Annotated in this window: 23 protein-coding genes; 18 read left to right on the top strand and 5 right to left on the bottom strand. The window is 58.5% G+C overall.

What is annotated here, in order from left to right; genetic code table 11:
- Positions 1 to 16: 16 nt before the first annotated feature.
- Entirely contained in the window at positions 17 to 754 is a 738-nt protein-coding gene (locus V8J85_RS14070; protein WP_339954387.1) for a class I SAM-dependent methyltransferase, read from the bottom strand.
- 145 nt (positions 755 to 899) lie between these two features.
- Between V8J85_RS14070 and V8J85_RS14065 the strand changes: the two genes are divergently transcribed.
- From V8J85_RS14065 to trmD, 15 genes are all read left to right on the top strand, one after another.
- Entirely contained in the window at positions 900 to 1,781 is an 882-nt protein-coding gene (locus tag V8J85_RS14065; protein ID WP_339954386.1) for an alpha/beta hydrolase, read from the top strand.
- 9 nt (positions 1,782 to 1,790) lie between these two features.
- On the top strand, positions 1,791 to 2,141 hold the full coding sequence (locus V8J85_RS14060) for a hypothetical protein (protein WP_339954385.1): 351 nt from the start codon (positions 1,791 to 1,793) through the stop codon (positions 2,139 to 2,141).
- A 24-nt stretch (positions 2,142 to 2,165) separates the two neighbouring features.
- The gene (locus V8J85_RS14055) at positions 2,166 to 2,654 is read left to right on the top strand and encodes a hypothetical protein (protein WP_339954384.1); all 489 of its coding nucleotides are present in this window, start codon (positions 2,166 to 2,168) and stop codon (positions 2,652 to 2,654) included.
- 165 nt (positions 2,655 to 2,819) lie between these two features.
- Entirely contained in the window at positions 2,820 to 4,310 is a 1,491-nt protein-coding gene (gene ffh / locus V8J85_RS14050) for a signal recognition particle protein (RefSeq protein WP_339954383.1), read from the top strand.
- Positions 4,311 to 4,313: 3 nt separating this feature from the next.
- On the top strand, positions 4,314 to 4,862 hold the full coding sequence (locus V8J85_RS14045) for a GNAT family N-acetyltransferase (protein WP_339954382.1): 549 nt from the start codon (positions 4,314 to 4,316) through the stop codon (positions 4,860 to 4,862).
- Positions 4,859 to 5,368, top strand: a complete 510-nt coding sequence (locus V8J85_RS14040) for a GNAT family N-acetyltransferase (protein ID WP_339954381.1) — start codon at positions 4,859 to 4,861, stop codon at positions 5,366 to 5,368. The genes V8J85_RS14045 and V8J85_RS14040 overlap by 4 nt, the downstream gene beginning before the upstream one ends.
- Complete coding sequence (locus tag V8J85_RS14035) at positions 5,365 to 5,868, top strand: GNAT family N-acetyltransferase (protein WP_339954380.1); 504 nt, start codon at positions 5,365 to 5,367, stop codon at positions 5,866 to 5,868. The genes V8J85_RS14040 and V8J85_RS14035 overlap by 4 nt, the downstream gene beginning before the upstream one ends.
- Positions 5,865 to 6,377, top strand: a complete 513-nt coding sequence (locus V8J85_RS14030; protein WP_339954379.1) for a GNAT family N-acetyltransferase — start codon at positions 5,865 to 5,867, stop codon at positions 6,375 to 6,377. The genes V8J85_RS14035 and V8J85_RS14030 overlap by 4 nt, the downstream gene beginning before the upstream one ends.
- Complete coding sequence (locus V8J85_RS14025) at positions 6,374 to 6,886, top strand: GNAT family N-acetyltransferase (RefSeq protein ID WP_339954378.1); 513 nt, start codon at positions 6,374 to 6,376, stop codon at positions 6,884 to 6,886. Before V8J85_RS14030 ends, V8J85_RS14025 begins: the two co-directional genes overlap by 4 nt.
- Positions 6,883 to 7,443 carry a GNAT family N-acetyltransferase gene (locus V8J85_RS14020; protein WP_339954377.1) on the top strand — a complete coding sequence of 187 codons (561 nt, stop codon included), beginning with the start codon at positions 6,883 to 6,885 and terminating at the stop codon, positions 7,441 to 7,443. Before V8J85_RS14025 ends, V8J85_RS14020 begins: the two co-directional genes overlap by 4 nt.
- Positions 7,440 to 7,736 (top strand): chorismate mutase, encoded by a 297-nt coding sequence (locus V8J85_RS14015; RefSeq protein ID WP_339954376.1) that lies wholly within the window; start codon positions 7,440 to 7,442, stop codon positions 7,734 to 7,736. Before V8J85_RS14020 ends, V8J85_RS14015 begins: the two co-directional genes overlap by 4 nt.
- 39 nt (positions 7,737 to 7,775) lie before the next feature.
- The gene (gene rpsP, locus V8J85_RS14010) at positions 7,776 to 8,180 is read left to right on the top strand and encodes a 30S ribosomal protein S16 (protein ID WP_339954375.1); all 405 of its coding nucleotides are present in this window, start codon (positions 7,776 to 7,778) and stop codon (positions 8,178 to 8,180) included.
- A 44-nt stretch (positions 8,181 to 8,224) separates the two neighbouring features.
- On the top strand, positions 8,225 to 8,374 hold the full coding sequence (locus V8J85_RS14005) for a hypothetical protein (RefSeq protein ID WP_339954374.1): 150 nt from the start codon (positions 8,225 to 8,227) through the stop codon (positions 8,372 to 8,374).
- Positions 8,367 to 8,870, top strand: coding sequence for a ribosome maturation factor RimM (gene rimM, locus V8J85_RS14000; protein ID WP_339954373.1), 504 nt, complete (start codon positions 8,367 to 8,369; stop codon positions 8,868 to 8,870). Before V8J85_RS14005 ends, rimM begins: the two co-directional genes overlap by 8 nt.
- Positions 8,871 to 8,947: 77 nt before the next feature.
- A complete protein-coding gene (trmD, locus tag V8J85_RS13995) occupies positions 8,948 to 9,736 on the top strand; it encodes a tRNA (guanosine(37)-N1)-methyltransferase TrmD (RefSeq protein WP_339954372.1) in 789 nt (262 codons plus the stop codon).
- Here trmD and V8J85_RS13990 read toward each other — a convergent pair.
- Positions 9,733 to 10,449, bottom strand: coding sequence for an anti-sigma factor family protein (locus tag V8J85_RS13990; RefSeq protein ID WP_339954371.1), 717 nt, complete (start codon positions 10,447 to 10,449; stop codon positions 9,733 to 9,735). The two genes, trmD and V8J85_RS13990, sit on opposite strands and share 4 nt — an antisense overlap.
- The gene (locus tag V8J85_RS13985) at positions 10,446 to 10,961 is read right to left on the bottom strand and encodes an RNA polymerase sigma factor (protein ID WP_339954370.1); all 516 of its coding nucleotides are present in this window, start codon (positions 10,959 to 10,961) and stop codon (positions 10,446 to 10,448) included. The genes V8J85_RS13990 and V8J85_RS13985 overlap by 4 nt, the downstream gene beginning before the upstream one ends.
- Positions 10,962 to 11,048: 87 nt before the next feature.
- Here V8J85_RS13985 and V8J85_RS13980 point away from each other — a divergent pair, with 87 nt between their 5' ends.
- From V8J85_RS13980 to rpmE, 3 genes are all read left to right on the top strand, one after another.
- A complete protein-coding gene (locus V8J85_RS13980) occupies positions 11,049 to 11,651 on the top strand; it encodes a YceI family protein (protein WP_339954369.1) in 603 nt (200 codons plus the stop codon).
- A 308-nt stretch (positions 11,652 to 11,959) separates the two neighbouring features.
- Positions 11,960 to 12,343: a 50S ribosomal protein L19 gene (rplS, locus tag V8J85_RS13975; protein WP_339954368.1), complete on the top strand. Its 384-nt coding sequence runs from the start codon at positions 11,960 to 11,962 to the stop codon at positions 12,341 to 12,343.
- Positions 12,344 to 12,354: 11 nt separating this feature from the next.
- A complete protein-coding gene (gene rpmE, locus V8J85_RS13970) occupies positions 12,355 to 12,576 on the top strand; it encodes a 50S ribosomal protein L31 (protein WP_339954367.1) in 222 nt (73 codons plus the stop codon).
- Between the two features lie 151 nt (positions 12,577 to 12,727).
- Here rpmE and V8J85_RS13965 read toward each other — a convergent pair whose 3' ends face one another.
- Both V8J85_RS13965 and V8J85_RS13960 read right to left on the bottom strand, forming a co-directional pair.
- Positions 12,728 to 13,999, bottom strand: coding sequence for a DEAD/DEAH box helicase (locus V8J85_RS13965; protein ID WP_339954366.1), 1,272 nt, complete (start codon positions 13,997 to 13,999; stop codon positions 12,728 to 12,730).
- A gap of 227 nt (positions 14,000 to 14,226) precedes the next feature.
- Entirely contained in the window at positions 14,227 to 14,595 is a 369-nt protein-coding gene (locus V8J85_RS13960; RefSeq protein WP_339954365.1) for a hypothetical protein, read from the bottom strand.
- Positions 14,596 to 14,609: the final 14 nt, after the last annotated feature.

The raw sequence follows: 14,609 nt of genomic DNA, 5'->3' as shown, positions 1-14,609 counted from the left end.
CACAGCGCAGTCCCTTTCACCCAGATGTGATGTTTTGCCATTCCATCATCATCAAATACGGCATCGCCTGATATTTGGCGTATTCGGTTTGGGTACAATCATGCGGCTGTGGTTCGTCGAAACAGGTGAGTGTCAGGCCATGTTCCAGAAATGCACCCAGATATGTCGAGAGTGGACGGTGCCAGTTCCGAACGCGCAGGCCATCCCATTCGAACCAGATCTTGCCATGCTGCAAATACCTGCCAAGCGGACGTATTTCTTCACCTGTATCCTTGCAGGTTTTGCGCCCGGCGATGGCGCTGGAGGTGGCAAAACTGGACAGGTTCGCCACAAGTATCCGACCGGCGGGGCGCAGCACCCGCGCCATCTCCGCGATCGCGCTATTTGCGTCATCGATGTCGATCAACGACAGGTAGCTGACGACCAGATCGAACGAAGCGTCTTCGAAGGGCAACGCCTCGGCAAAGCCTTCGACGAACGTACCGTCCGGTTGCGCGGTCTTTGCCGCATCGATCATCGCCGCGACGGGATCCAGGCCGGTTGTCGCGATTCCGATGTCGGCCATCATACGGCAGAACCGCCCTTCGCCACAGCCGATATCAAGCGCGTTGCGGGGTGCGGCCTGCCGGACCCGTGCCATCATCGGTCGGTCGAGCACATGGCGGCGCGCGAAGTCTGCTCCTTCGGCACTGCGGGAGATCCATGCTGGGGCCGAATGCGCCCAACCATTTTCATCAGGGTCGCGTGGGGACATCGGACCTGTCTCCTTTTGGCATGGCAGAGCGCCAAATTATCACCCGTTTCCAAGATGACCAGACGCCCCTTGACCGCATCGCGCTGCGTGCGAATGTGCGCCTATGATTTCGGTGCAGCAAAAATTTTGGAACATCTATGCAAGCATGGTCCAGAAACCGACACTGGCGGCGGTTACACATCAGCCGCTGGCAAGGTGGATCGCATATCTGAACGCGGTCATCACGTTCAAGACACCCCAGGGCATGAGATTGACCAATCAGGATCTGACGCATCAAGGTCATACTGTCCGCGCCACAATATGCCATGTGGGGCCAGAACCGGCCGATGGCACGATGCTCTATCTGCATGGCGGCGCCTTTATGATCGGTGACCTGCGGATGTATCGACATTTGGTCGCGCGGCTTGGGCAGGCAGCGCGTCAACGCGCCTACTTTCTGCACTATGATCGCGCGCCGGAATATCCGTTTCCAGCGGCGCTTGATCAGGCGACGACAGCATATCTCGCGCTGTGCACCGACCCGGCGGCTGGACCGATTTCGCTAGTGGGTGACAGTGCCGGCGGCAATCTGGTTTTCGCGCTGCTGCACCGCATCTGCACCCGCGACCTGCCCCGCCCTGCCGCGGTTGCAGCAATGTCGCCCGTTGTCGATTTGCGGATGAGAGCGAAGTCGTTGACCACCAATCGCCGCACGGATCATCTGGTGCCGACAAGTTGGGCCCGCCGCGGTTGCACGGCCTATATGGGCAGCGCCGATCCTATGAATCCGGAGGTATCACCGGTGCTCGGACAGTTCGACGGTGCACCACCCTGTCTGATCCAAGCTGACGAGACCGAGATGTTGGCTGACGACAGTCGCGCGATGGCGGCGGCATTGCAGGCACAGGGTGTGCAGGTCGATCTGCAGATGAGCAAGGGCCTGATCCATGTGTGGCACCTGAACGTCGGGCGGTCGCCCGAGGCGGATGCATCGGTGGCCGAAATCGGGCGGTTCCTTCGGGGGGTGACTTCGCGGGAAACGGTCTAAATTTGACGAATGATCAACGCCATCACCTTGCTAAAAACCGCGCTGACGGTAGCATTTCTTTATTTCGGCATCCGCAAGCTGATCGGATACCATGTGGATATCGGTATTTATGAGGCTATCGGCTTTGGCCAGTTTCCGCGATACATCACTGGGTCGGTCGAGGTGCTGGGTGCCATATTGCTTTGGGTGCGCGGGGCCGAAGGGTTTGCCGGGATGTTGTTACTGACCACAATCTGCATCGGGCTTTCGGCGCTGCTGATTTGGGTCGGGCCGCCTTACTGGCATATGTTTGTGTTGATTGCTGGCACCAGTAGCGTCGTGTGGATTTATCGGGACCAGTTCCAAAGGTTGATCCGTTAACCCTTTCCGCCTAGCTGCACCGCCATGAAGATCATCCGCAATACCCCGGAGCAGCTGATCCTGCGGTCAGTGCCGTGGTTCATGGCAGCGCTGCTGTCTATCTTTCTTTTGGCCGTGATCGGCTTTGGTATGCAGTCGTTTTTCGAAGGGGATCGCGAAGGGGCGTTTTGGGGTCTTCTGGGCATCCCGGCTTTCCTAGGTATCTTTTTGATCGCCTTTATCCGCCGGGACGAGGTGATCCTCGACCGTACCCGCAATCTGGTCGAGATGCACCATTCGACATTTTTAGGCCGCAAGCGCGTGCGTCATGAATTGCAAAATCTGGAGCGCGCTATGGTACAGGCCCATTACGGCAGCAAAGGTGGCAAGACGCATCGTGTCGCGCTGGTGCTGAGCGGCGGAATGGATGTTGGACGGCATCCGGTTACACCGGTCTACTCCGGCGGGCGCAGCGCGCACCGCGCCATGGAAGCCATAAACATCTGGCTAGCCATGGATGTTGACTCGTCCTGACCGCAGGCGTAAATGCATCTCGAAATCCGGATTGCGTCAGCTTTCCGGTCCCTGAATTTAGGGATCGCCCCTCGTCAGCGCGTCGCGCCCACGGGGGCGCTACTGCTTTTTGCTTTGCCTTCTTATATTGGCAAGGTGACCGAAACGACGTGAGGGCCTTGGCCGATGTTTGAAAATCTCTCCGAACGCCTGTCCGGTGTTTTTGACCGGCTCACCAAGCAAGGTGCCCTGTCTGAAGACGACGTCAAAACTGCACTGCGCGAGGTGCGGGTCGCACTGCTGGAAGCCGATGTATCGCTGCCCGTGGCGCGGGATTTTGTGAAAGCGGTGCAGGAAAAGGCCACCGGTCAGGCGGTGACAAAGTCGATCACACCGGGCCAGCAGGTCGTCAAGATCGTCCATGACGAGCTGAAGCATGTGCTGACGGGCGATGATGATCCGGGTGCGCTAAAAATCGACAATCCGCCTGCGCCGATCCTGATGGTGGGTCTGCAGGGGTCGGGTAAGACGACGACGACGGCGAAACTGGCCAAGCGCCTGAAGGATCGTGACGGCAAGCGCGTGCTGATGGCGTCGCTTGACACCAACCGTCCCGCTGCGATGAAGCAGTTGGCGATCCTCGGTGGTCAGATCGGTGTGGACACACTGCCGATCGTGCCGGGTGAGACACCTGTGCAGATTGCTAAACGGGCGAAGACGCAGGCCTCTTTGGGCGGCTATGATGTCTACATGTTGGATACGGCCGGGCGCTTACATATCGATCAGGAGTTGATTGCGCAGGCCGCCGAAGTGCGTGATGTGGCCAACCCGCGCGAGACGCTGCTGGTTGTCGATGGTCTGACCGGTCAGGACGCGGTGAATGTCGCGCAGGAATTCGATGACAAGATCGGTGTGACCGGCGTTGTCCTGACCAGGATGGACGGTGACGGGCGTGGCGGTGCGGCCCTGTCCATGCGGGCGATCACCGGCAAGCCCATTCGCTTTATCGGCCTTGGCGAAAAGATGGACGCGATTGAGACGTTCGAGCCGGAACGGATCGCCGGCCGTATTCTGGGCATGGGCGACATCGTGGCTCTTGTCGAGAAGGCGCAGGAAACCATCGAGGCCGAGCAGGCCGAAAAGATGATGCGCCGGTTCCAGAAGGGCCGGTTCAACATGAACGACCTGAAAATGCAGCTTGAGCAAATGATGAAGATGGGCGGCATGGAAGGGATGATGGGCATGATGCCCGGTGCCCAGAAGATGGCCAAACAAATGGATCAGGCGGGCTTTGACGACGGGATCCTGAAACGCCAGATCGCGCTGATCAATTCGATGACCAAGAAAGAGCGCGCAAACCCAGATTTGCTGGCTGCTTCCCGTAAAAAGCGTATCGCCAAGGGTGCCGGTCTCGAAGTCTCCGAACTCAACCGCCTTGTGAAACAGCACAAACAGATGGCCGCCATGATGAAGAAGATGGGCAAAGGCGGCATGCTGAAACAGGCGATGAAAGGCATGTTCGGCAAGGGCGGCGGCATGCCCGACATGAACGACCCAAAGGCGATGGAAGAAGCGGCGAAGGCGCTGCAAGGCAAGATGCCGGGCGGTCTGCCCGGCCTTGGCGGTGGCGGGATGCAGTTGCCGCCTGGCCTGTCGGTGTTTGGGAAGAAGAAGTAAGCCATGACGCCGGCCCCCACCCTGACCACAGCGCGCCTTGTGCTGCGCGGCCCAGAGAAACGCGACCTCGCGGCCTTTACCGCGTGGATGACACGTTCCGAGCGGATGGAGGTCGTGGGCGGCAAGGGCACTGAGCGCGATGCGTGGCGCGGGTTTCTGGCGGGTATCGGACATTGGCAGTGGCATGGTTACGGCTTTTTTACCGTCACCGAAAAAGCGACAGGTGTCGCGGCGGGTCGTGTTGGCATCATCAACCACATCGAATGGCCCCAGCCGGAACTGGCCTGGCATATGTTCAACGGGTTCGAGGGCAAATCCTATGCGTTCGAGGCGGCTTGCGCGGTGCGCGAATGGGCTGGGCGATCGCTGGGGTTGGAGCGACTGATATCTCTCATTTCGCCGGATAACCTGCGATCGATGCGTCTGGCGTCTCGCTTGGGTGCGATGGAAGACCGGCGCGATGTGGTGGACGGGGAAAACGTCATCTTTTTCCGGCATCTGTCGCATGACGACCCCCGCGCGGTGAAGCAAGCGGCGGAGGCGATTGGATGATCCCGCTCCTGACCACCGACCGTTTGACCCTCGGCCCGTTCACCATGGCGCAGTACGAGGCGTTTCGTGCGTTTTGCGAAACTGATCGATCGGTCTATATGGGTGGTCCCACCGATGATCCGCGGGATGCATGGGATAGCTGCATGCAGGGCCTGGGTCAGTGGATCGCGCGTGGTTATGGTGCGTTTTTCATGACCGAGACGGCGACAGGTGCCCCGGTTGGCCGTGTACAGTTGCGCCATCCGATCGATCTGCAAGAGCCGGAACTGGCCTGGGCCGTCTATGCCGATTTTGAAGGTCAGGGGTTGGCGCGCGAAGGGGTTTTGGCGGTGCGTGACTATGCCTATCGGACGCTTAGCCTCGGCCCGCTCATGTCGCTGATCGCCCCGGAAAATACGCGGTCAATTCGGCTAGCCGAAAAACTTGGCTGCGTGCCCGACGGTGAAAAGACCGATGATGACGCGCCGAGCGTGACGATCTATCGGCATCCGGGGGTCGCAGCATGAGCGTATTGCAGACCGAACGCCTGATCTTGCGCCAACCGACACCGGATGACTGGCCGATTTATCGTGACTTCATGATGTCGGACCGCGCGCGCTATTTTGGCAGTAGTGGCGATCTGGGCGCGACGTGGAAGGCCTTTGCCGCGGAACTGGGGCACTGGCAGATCTATGGCGCGGGGCTTTGGGCTGTCACCTTGCGCGATGATGACATGATCATCGGTCTTGTCGGCCCGTGGCATCCGCCGCACTGGCCCGAGAAAGAGATTGGCTGGATGATGCTGTCTGCTGCCCACGAAGGCAGGGGCATCGCGACTGAGGCTGTCCGCGGCAGCCTTGAGCATGCTTTTGATGTGCTCGGATGGGACACGGCGGTCAGCTATATCTGGCCCGACAATAAAAGGTCAGTCCGCTTAGCTGAAAAGCTCGGGGCGGATCTGGATCAGGGTGCCATGGGTCCGACGCCGGAAACGCTGGTCTATCGTCACCCAAAGGTGGCCGCATGATCCCCGTTCTTCACACCGAGCACCTGACGATGCGTGCCCCCCGTTGGGATGATTTCGAGGCTTACGCCGCTTTTCGGGGGTCGGACCGTGCCAAGCTGCTTGGCGGCCCGTTCACACGCGCGCAGGCCTTTAACCAGCTGGCCGAGATCATCGGTCACTGGACCTTGCGCGGCTATGGCCGCTGGATGGTCGCGGATCATAAGACGGATGAGCCCTTGGGCATTGTCGGGCTGTACTATCCCGAGGATTGGCCCGAGCCAGAGATCGCATGGTCGGTTTTTGAAAATGCAGAGGGTCGCGGCGTTGCTTATGAGGCGGCACTGGCAGCCCGAGATTATGCATACAATACGCTTGGCTGGACTACCGCGATCAGTCTGATCGAGCCGGCCAATGAACGCTCGGTCGCGCTAGGGCGGCGGATGGGTTGCACGGATGGTGAGACCTATCAGCATGAGACATTGGGCCTGATGCATATCTGGCGTCATCCGTCACCGGAGGATCTGGCATGATCCCGACCTTACATACGAAGCGGCTAACCTTGCGTCCCTATCATCGGAGCGATTTCGACACCTATGCCGCGTTCATGGCAAGTGATCGCGCCAAATATATGGGCGGGCCGATTGACCGCGATAAGGCGTGGACTTGGTTTACCAATGATGCCTCAACATGGGCGCTTTACGGCTTTGGCACGCTCGCCGTTGAGATGGAGGGAGCATTGGCCGGGGCGGTTGGGCTGACCCATCCACCGCATTTTCCCGAGCCTGAATGTGGCTGGCACTTTTATGATGGATTTGCGGGGCAAGGTCTGGCGACGGAGGCCGGGCGCACCATTTTGAACCACACATTCGCTACGACCGATTTAGAGACGATCGTCAGCTATGTGCATGTCGATAATGCGGCCTCGATCCGGGTCGCGGAGAAGCTGGGCGGCGCCTGTGACCCGCACGCGGCAAAGGCCGATGGCGATGGCGATGGCGATGATACCGTTGTTCTGCGGCATATGCGGGGTGCGGCATGAGGCCTTGGGAGAAAGCACCGAGCGGTGGGGCCAGTCAGGTCACCGCTTTGACCGCGACTGTACCGGTCATTGAGACCGCACGGTTGGTCCTTCGCCTGCCCCGCATTACCGATTGGGCCGTACTGGAACCTATTTTCACGACGGAACGGGCTGTCCATATCGGCGGGCCCATGTCGGCTGAAGATGCATGGTTAGACTTCAACCAATTAGTCGCTGGCTGGGTACTGCGCGGGCATGGCGCTTTCACCATCTGCGACAAACAAGATAAGGTTCTTGGTCTTGTGTTGCTGGGCCATGAATTCGGCGATCCGGACCCTGAACTGGGCTGGCTTTTGACCGAAGAGGCCGAGGGACAAGGTTACGCGACCGAAGCGGCGCGCGCCCTTTTGCCACTGTGCCGCGAAATCTATGGCGATCAATTCGTCAGTTACATCGCAGACGGCAATGACGCCTCTGTCCGTGTGGCGCAGAAGCTAGGCGCGACCGAAACCGGCACGCATCCGATGGGCACGCACGTTGCTGTTTACTGTTATTCTCAGGAAGGAGACGCAGGATGACTGATCCCGTCACCCGTGCCGCCGAAATTCTCAAAGGTCATCGCGAAAGCATTGACCGGCTTGATGCCATACTCGTCTACACATTGGGCGAGCGGTTCAAGCATACGCAGGCCGTGGGCCGCCTGAAGGCGGAACATGCCCTGCCCCCGTCCGACCCCGCGCGTGAAGAAACGCAGATCGCGCGGCTTACCGATCTTGCGAACCGGGCCGATCTTGACCCGGAATTCGCCAAGAAATTCCTGAACTTCATCATTCAGGAAGTCATCCAACACCACAAACAACACCAATCCTGAGGGTATCCCCCTCAAACCCATCTTTAAGGAGAAAATCTGATGGCTATGAAAATCCGTTTGGCCCGTGGCGGCTCAAAGAAACGTCCGTTTTACGCGATTGTGGCTGCTGACAGCCGTATGCCGCGCGATGGCCGTTTCATCGAGAAACTGGGCACCTATAACCCGATGCTGCCGAAAGACAGCGAAGACCGCGTGAAGATGAACATGGACCGGGTGAAGTACTGGTTGGACGAAGGTGCACAGCCGACCGACCGCGTATCCCGTATGCTGGAAGCGGCCGGTGAGCTGCCCAAGAAAGACCGCAGCAACCCCAAGAAAGGTACACCTGGCAAGGCCGCACAGGCCCGTGCCGAGGAAAAGGCTGAAAAGGCGAAAGCTGCCGAAGAAGCTGCAAACGCTCCTGCAGAGGAAGCTCCTGCAGAAGAAGCCGCTGCTGAAGAGTAAGCCAGTTGATGCCCGGTTTCGCGCCGGGCATCGGCCCGTAATCTATGTTTCGTCTTCTGCGTTTGATCATCTTCACCGCCTTCGCATTTATTGCAGGAGTGCTTTATGAACGCAGCAATGCGGAAACGGCGTGCAACGTCGGGGGTGGGCTTTGGATCGACAACATTTGCGTCGGAGTGGACCTGAATGAGTGATCGCGTCATCGTCGGCAGTATCGGCGGCGCCTTTGGGGTGCATGGTGAGGTGCGGCTGAAATCCTTTTGTGCAGCGCCCGAGGCGATTGCCGACTATACCCCCTTGCATACGGAAGACGGCCGTCGCTTTGCGCAGGTCGTTTTGACCGGGCAGTTGAAAAATGGTTTCACTGCCCGTCTGGACGGTGTGATCACGAAAGAAGACGCCGACGCTTTGCGCAACACGTCCCTGTACGCAGATCGCGCTATGATGCCGACGCTGCCGGATGATGAATACTACTATGCCGACCTGATCGGAATGACCGTGCTGGATACAGGCGGTCAGACCCTTGGCACCATACGCAATGTGCTGGATCACGGGGCTGGCGATTTGCTGGAGGTGGCGGTGCCCGGGCAGTCGGATACGGTGCTTTTGCCGTTCACGCAGACCGCAGTGCCAACCATTGATCTGCACGTGGGCCGGATCATTGCGGACCCGCCAGAGGGTTTGTTTTAGGTACGGTTGAGGTCCCGGACCAAGTCCGGGACGGTGCTGCACTTGGTTTCACTGCAGAAAATGACTAGACGCAGCGCATGTCGAAACCAACCAAATCCCATGGCCGCCTGTCGATGCGCCCTACCCTGCAACCGCGCGAGTTAATCACGGATGCGCCCGACCTGGACGGGTCCTGGACGGCGCAGATTATCACACTGTTTCCGCAAGCCTTTCCGGGTGTGCTGGGCGAGAGCCTGACAGGCAGGGCCTTGCAGGACGGCCTTTGGCAGTTGCAGACCTACGACCTGCGTTCGCATGGCATCGGCAAGCATCGCAACGTCGATGACACACCGGCAGGCGGTGGTGCCGGGATGGTGTTGCGGGCTGATGTGTTGGCCGCTGCGATTGAAGAGGCGCAGGCCAACGCAAAAGGGATTATGCCGTTGGCCTATCTATCGCCGCGTGGTGCGCGGTTCGATCAGGCCATGGCCCGGAGCTGGGCACGGGCTGATGGCGTGACGTTGCTTTGTGGCCGCTTTGAGGGGGTAGATGAGCGGGTGCTGCAGCACTTTGCTATTCAGGAGCTCTCTCTCGGGGATTTTGTGATGACCGGTGGAGAGATTGCCGCACAGGCGATGATCGACGCTACGGTCCGATTGTTACCCGGTGTGCTAGGTAATTCAGCGAGCGCGGAAAAAGAGAGTTTTTCCAACGGACTGCTGGAACACCCTCAATACACTCGACCGGCCGAATGGCAAGGGCATGCGATCCCCGAAGTCTTACTGTCGGGCAATCATGCCAAGATCGCTGATTGGCGGCATGATATGTCCGAAAAGCTCACCCGGGAAGTACGGCCTGATTTGTGGGCGGACTATATCGACGACTAAAGCAGCCCGCGGAATTGTGCGGAAAGTATGCCAACCCTGTTCAGATCCGTACCGCCGACCAATACGTAACCGATCCCGTTGTCGACCCAGCTTTGCGTGGCGAGATCATGCGACATGACTTGCCGCATGTCGCCCCCAGCACTGGCAGCAGTGATGCAAAAGGCGAAGGGCACACCATCGTCATCCAGATAGGCAATCTGGATCAGGGGCTGTCCGTCGATTGCCAGGATCTGCGCGCGCTTGAAGGTCAGTCCGTTGATATCGATTGCCGCGCCCAAATCAACGCCCAGCATCTCTTTTGCCTGTCCCAGAACGGCTGCTGACTTTTGCGTGGGCTGGGTCGGCCCACTGAGTGTCTCGGTCACATAAAGCGCCTGATAAGACGCCACGGTATCAACCCAATCGGGTGCGGGGCGCAGCAAGGCCATCGCGACCATGCCCAGCGCGAACGTCGCGGCGAGTGCTGCGGGTATCTTCCAAAGTGACGTCTTGATCGCCGCCAAGTTTTCCGGGGGCGCAGGCGACCTAAGACTATCAAAATCATATGCGGATCGCAGGATATCAAGATCAATCGTCAACGCCTGATGACGCATGGCAAGCTCTGGATCGGTTTCCAACGCTGCGGCGATCCGGGTCGACAACGCATCGTCAGCCGCGCCATCAAGATAGGCGGTCAGGTCTTCGTCTGTGACGGGCCTATTTTCTTTGCTCATCCATCAAGTCCCGTTCTTGCCGCGGCGGCGCTGATCGCCTTGCGCGCGCTCGCCAATCTGCTCATCACTGTGCCCACCGGAATCTCCAATATCGCAGCCGCATCGCGATAGGAATGCCCTTCGACGTAGACCAGCAATACCGTCAGCCGTTGAGCCTCTGGCAAGGTTTGCACCAGATCAAACACCTCACGGGCGAAAATATTCGCCTCGGCTGTTGGTTTTTCATCGGCAAGGTCGCTGTCCTCGATCGCCACCAGCCCCGCGCCCTGCCGCACCTTGGCCGCCCGGATATCGTTCAGCCACAGCCGTCTTGCGATCGTGAACAGCCAGCGATCAAGATCAGTGCCGGGCATGAACTTGTCTGCCTTTGCCAACGCGCGTTCGCAGGTCATTTGCGCCAGATCGTCGGCCATATTCCGGTCGCGCGTCAGGACCAGACAAAACCGCCACAGCCGCGGATAGAGGTCCGGCAGCCCGTCGGCCACGACAGCCCGCGCAGATTTTTTGCGCAACCAGCGAATAAGTTCTCCTCCCCGGGTGTTCATTTAGCAACCGCTGATCATGGCGGGGCGTTTTTGTACCTATGGGAGGAGAAAGATATGCGCAATTTCAAACTGGCCACTGCGGCGATTGTGATCGGCCTGGGCTCGGGCGCGTGGGCCGATGGCCATGCGGGCGGCTGGGTGCTGAATGGCGATCAATCCGTCGTGAGCTTCGGATCCGTCAAAGGCAATGTTACCGGTGAGGCGCATACCTTTACCGGATTGACAGGCTCGGTCAGCAAAGACGGCGCCGCGACGGTTGAGATCGACCTGAACAGTGTCGAGACCAATATCGATATTCGCAATGAACGCATGATCGAACATGTGTTCAAGGCAGCCCCGAACGCGACATTGAAAGCGCAGGTCGATATGGCGGCCCTTGACAGTCTTGCGGTCGGTGAAAGCACGGTGACCGAGATTGAAGGTGATGTGGCGTTCTTAGGGGTGGAGGCCCCGGTATACATGGACGTGTTCGTAATGCGCACCGATGAAGAAAATGTCATGGTTACCACCAATAGCATGATGTTCATCAGCACTGATGAGCTGGAGATCAATGAAGGGATCGATATGTTGAAAGAGCTGGCCGGGCTTGATCAAATCACACGGACATCCCCTGTGACGTTCCGCTTGATGTTCAGTGCAGGATCGACGGAGTCCTGAGCCTCAAAGTCGGTGACCGGGCCTATCACGACCGGCCACATTTCCCTTGATCTGAACCGAGCCAGACCTTAGACAGCGGCATCCTCGGGATCGGGTAACCGATTCCGGGCTTTGATCTATGGAACCGTCGGAATACGGGTCGCTGCTTCGTTGCCGCATTCACCCCCGCACAGGCCGGATGATCACAAGAAAGAAATGATGACGGTATCTGCGGCGGGCAGCATGACTGAACCCGGAAACGACGCGCAGCTCTGACGGCACGAAAACACGTTGCGGGAAAACCCGTGCTTATAGATAGGAGCGGATCAATGGACTTGATCGCACAACTCGAAGCGGAGCAGGTTGCTGCGCTGGGGAAAGACATCCCCGACTTCAAAGCGGGTGACACCATCCGCGTCGGTTACAAGGTAACCGAAGGTACACGGACACGTGTGCAAAACTACGAGGGCGTCTGCATCGCCCGCAAGAACGGCAGCGGGATCGCAGGATCGTTCACCGTTCGCAAGATTTCCTTTGGTGAGGGCGTGGAACGTGTGTTCCCGCTGCATTCCACCAACATCGACAACATCACAGTGGTCCGCCGTGGTCGCGTGCGTCGTGCAAAGCTGTACTATCTCCGCTCGCGCCGTGGTAAATCCGCGCGGATCGCAGAAGTCACCAACTACAAGGCCCCCAAGGGCGCCGAAGCATAAGGACGTCAGACATGAAAAAAGATATTCACCCCGATTATCACATCATCGACGTCAAGATGACCGATGGCACTGTGGTTCAGATGAAATCCACGTGGGGCAAGGAAGGCGATCAGATGTCGCTTGATATTGACCCTTCGGTCCACCCGGCATGGACCGGTGGTGGCACCCGCCTGATGGATGCTGGCGGCCGCGTATCGAAGTTCAAAAACAAATATGCAGGTCTTGGCTTCTAAGACCCACGCAGATGGGCTTCACCCACCCTACTGTTTTTCGAAACGCCGCTCTTGTCAGAGCGGCGTTTTGCTTTGCTTAAGCTGAAATGGTCTGATCAAAGTCACCGTTGGTAGAAACGCGGTTCCGGATGAAATCCGAGACCGCTTTGCGCTAAGCCGAAGCCTTACCACGTGACCTGTTACGACGGCGTCCGCCGCCGGGTTTTCCAGCAGGACGTTGATCGCCGGGCTGACCTTGACGTGGTCCGCCACGCCGCTGACCGCCATTGGGCCGCTTCTTCTGGCCCGGCTGTACTTCCCACCGGCGCCCAGAGGACGTTGCAATGGTCTCTTTCATCGCCTTTTCGATGTCTTGAAGTTCGATCATCTCGTCAGGTGCGACGAGCGCCACCGCGGATCCATCCGCCCCTGCCCGCGCTGTACGGCCGATCCGGTGAACGTAATTCTCGGCCACATTCGGAAGGTCATAATTGTAGACGAACCGAACGTCGGGAATGTCGATACCCCTTGCGGCCACGTCGGTCGCGACCAGAACCCGAACGTCGCCTGCTTTGAAGGCCCTCAATGCCCGATCCCGTTGACCTTGCGATTTGTTACCGTGGATCGAGTCAGCGGCGAAGCCTTTCTTTTCCAGCACCTTGGATAGCTTCTCGCAACCGTGTTTGGTTCGGCCAAAAACGATGGCGCGGTCGTCGCGGTGAGCATCGAGCAGTTCGACCAACAGGTCGAGTTTGGCGGCCTGAGCGACAAAATGGACACTCTGGTTGATCTTACGGGCGGCCTGTCCCGGCGGGTTCACCTGCACACGGACCGGATCACTCAGATAGGTTTGCGCCAGTTCGTTCATCAATTTCGGCATCGTGGCGGAAAACATCATCGTTTGCCGATCTTTCGCCAACAGCGGCGCGATCTGTCGCAGGGCATGGATGAATCCCATGTCCAGCATCTGGTCGGCCTCATCGAGGACCAGGTAGATCGTTTGATCCAACCGCACGGCACGACGATCCAACAAGTCGATGAGACGACCGGGTGTTGCGACGAGAAGGTCCACACCGCCCGCAAGCCGTTTAGTCTGACCGACGATCCCCGCTCCACCAACGACCAAGGCAACTTTCAGATGGCTGCCTTTCGTATATGCCGTGAGGTTTTCGGAGATTTGCTTGGCCAGTTCGCGCGTTGGGGCAAGGATCAAACCACGCGCGGTCTTGGCCTGTGGTTTGACCCCCGCTTTCAGTAGCGCATGGATCATCGGCAAACCAAACGCGGCGGTTTTGCCCGTCCCGGTTTGTGCCAGCCCCATCACATCGCGGCCGTTCATGGCATGCGGAATCGCCTGTTTTTGGATCGGGGTCGGGTCAGTAATACCCTGTGTCTTCAAAGTTTTCGTTATTCGGGGCGCAAGGCCCAGCATGTCAAAATCCATTATGGATATCCACTTTCTGTGGGCCAGACGCCCACATGATATTGGCCCAGTCATCGCTGGGCGGTTGCAAGGTAGCGCTGGATCAATGGCCAGCGCGGAACCCTCGCGTGATGTTGGGAACCTGGTTTGGTCGATGCCTTGCGGATGACTTTACCGTCCCGCGCTGCTCACGCGGCAGCTTGCATCGGTTGGGTGGCAAATGAGGCCTATCCCATCACATGTCAAGGTCACCATAAGTGTTTCGCGGCGTTGTGCGCCTTGTGCAACCAGGCACGAAGATCGATTTTCGGATCCAGGGGCGTAATGTTGATCCAATTTCCGCTCGAGAAATCTGGATGTCTCATGCCGCCCAGTTCAAGCAGAGCTTTGGCATGTAGCGTCGACAAACGCAGCGTCACATATTTCATTCCTTCTACAAATGCGAAGATCTGACCATCCCGCAGAACGCCCGCCGCCGGGAAATCTGATCTGTCTCCTGACATCCATGCGGCATCCGAAATACCGTCCGCTGCAAGACGAAGCGGCATGCCGATATCAGAATGGGCCGCGCCGCCTCTGACAATCGCAATAGCCCGGTCGTTTTCGGTATCTTTCATGCGGGCAAAATGTC

The sequence above is a fragment of the Yoonia sp. 2307UL14-13 genome (genome assembly GCF_037572755.1).
Taxonomy (GTDB): Bacteria; Pseudomonadota; Alphaproteobacteria; order Rhodobacterales; family Rhodobacteraceae; genus Yoonia.
The sequence above is the reverse complement of the archived record's forward strand: the minus strand, read 5'-3'. Positions and strand labels throughout refer to the sequence as shown.